2 protein-coding genes and 1 pseudogene are annotated in these 2,019 nt (G+C 66.6%); 1 reads left to right on the top strand and 2 read right to left on the bottom strand.

The genetic code is table 11. The annotated features are described in order from the left end of the window. A partial coding sequence (locus JCM25156_RS14895) for a competence/damage-inducible protein A (RefSeq protein WP_025813699.1) occupies positions 1-684 on the bottom strand: 684 nt, incomplete at its 3' end. A gap of 96 nt (positions 685-780) precedes the next feature. Between JCM25156_RS14895 and JCM25156_RS24950 the strand changes: the two are divergent. Continuing rightward, positions 781-1,691 (top strand): annotated as a pseudogene (locus tag JCM25156_RS24950) (SMP-30/gluconolactonase/LRE family protein). Here JCM25156_RS24950 and JCM25156_RS14885 read toward each other — a convergent pair. Further along, on the bottom strand, positions 1,686-2,019 hold a 334-nt coding region (locus JCM25156_RS14885; protein WP_025813697.1), incomplete at its 5' end, for a (deoxy)nucleoside triphosphate pyrophosphohydrolase. The pseudogene JCM25156_RS24950 and the gene JCM25156_RS14885 sit on opposite strands and share 6 nt — an antisense overlap.

The following is a 2,019-nucleotide window of genomic DNA, read 5'->3' as shown; positions in this document are numbered from 1 at the left end:
GGCGCTGACGGCTTCCGCGTCCGTGCCCTTGCACAGCAGGCACACGCCCCGCTGGCTTTCGTCCAGCCGGTAGGGGTAGGAGCCGATGTCGATGCCGGGGTAGAGATGCTGTATCGCCTCAAGCCGGGCGGCCAGCGCGCCTTCGTACAGCCCGTTCGCGTGCCATGCCTGTGACGTGACCGGCGTGCCATGGGCCAGGGTGGGCAGCACCTCCTCGAACATCGCGCGCATGATGCGCGGCACGCCTGCCATGACATGCACATTGCCCATGCTGAAGCCGGGTGCCACCGAGATCGCGTTGTGGATCGGGACCGCGCCCTGCGGCATCGTGGCCATGCGCTGGCGGGCGGCGTTGAATTCCCCGGGTGCGAAATGCGCCTCAAGCGTGCGGAAGGTCTCGGGGTGGTGCACCCACGGCACGCCGAACGATTCCGCGACACAGGCGGAGGTAATATCGTCATGCGTCGGGCCGATGCCGCCGGTGGTGAACACATTGTCATAGGCGGCGCGGGCATCCGTCACATTACGGACAATGACGGCGCGGATGTCCGGTATGATCCGGACCTCGCTCAGTGTAATGCCGGTTTCCGACAGGCGGCGCGCGATATACTGCACGTTGACGTCCTGTGTCCGGCCGGACAGGATCTCGTTGCCAATGACCAGCAGGCAGGCGGTGGGGTTCATGAAGCACATTCCACTAGGTTGCGGGCGGGAGCGTTTTCTCCCCATCCTATAACGACAGCCAGACAATCGGAAGGAGAGGACATGGATACGGCATCAATGCCACAACCGCACTGCGTATGGGACATCCAGGCGCAACTGGGGGAGGGGCCGGTCTGGTCCGCATCCGAACAGGCGCTGTATTTTGTCGATATCGTGGGCCGCGCCATCCACCGCTTCCATCCCGCCACCGGCGCGCGGACCTCATGGACCACGCCGCTGCGGCCCGGTTTCGTGGTGCCGGTCAGCGACGGGACGCTGCTGTGCGGGCTGAAGGACGGGCTGTACCGCTTCGATCCGGCATCGGGTGATTTCCGGCGCGCGGTGGCGGTGGAGCCGGGCCAGCCGGGCAACCGGATCAATGATGGCTGTGTCGATGCGAACGGGCGGTTGTGGTTCGGCACCATGGATGATGGGGAAACCACGCCCACGGGCGCGCTGTATTCCGTCACCCGCACGCCCGGCGGGCTGGAGGTGCTGCGCCATGACGAGGGGTATATCGTCACCAACGGTCCCGCCGTCTCGCCCGATGGCGCGCGGCTGTACCATAACCACTCCCCCGCCGGGGTGATTTACGTCTTTGACCTCGCCCCCGATGGCGCGCTGTCCAACCGGCGGGTTTTCGCCCGTATCGCGGATGGCTACCCCGATGGCGTGGTGGCGGACAGCGCGGGCACCTGTGGGTGGGGGTCTGGAACGGGGGGCGGATCGAGCGCTTCCACCCCGATGGCACGCGGCTGCCGCCCGTGGCCGTACCGGCCCGGAACGTGACGAAGGTGGCTTTCGGCGGGGCTGACCTGCGCACGCTCTACATCACCACCGCGCGCAAGAACATGTCCGTGGGGGAACTGGCGCATCTGCCACAGGCGGGTGGCCTGTTCAGCATGCGGGTGGAAGTGCCGGGGCAGGCCCCCACCGCGTTCCCGGCGGATGAACTGGTCACGCTGGGGGCCATGGCGCGGGGCCTATAGCAGATCCTGTAGCTGCGGGATCAACGGGCGGTCGGCATCGGGCATGGGGTAGTCACGCAGTTTCGCGGCGGGCACCCATTCCAGTGTCTGCCCCTCCCGCGCGGTGGGGGTGTTTTTCCACCGATGGCAGACATAGACCGGCATGAGCAGGTGGAAATGCCCGTAATCATGGGAAATGAACGTAAACGGCGCCAGGCAGGACCGGGCCACGTCCAGGCCCAGTTCCTCGTCCAGTTCGCGTATCAGCGCGGCTTCCGGGGTCTCCCCCGGTTCGACCTTGCCGCCCGGAAACTCCCATAACCCGGCCATGGGCTTGCCTTCCGGCCTG

The sequence above is a fragment of the Komagataeibacter kakiaceti JCM 25156 genome (assembly GCF_000613305.1).
This window is presented reverse-complemented; position numbering and strand designations above follow the sequence as displayed.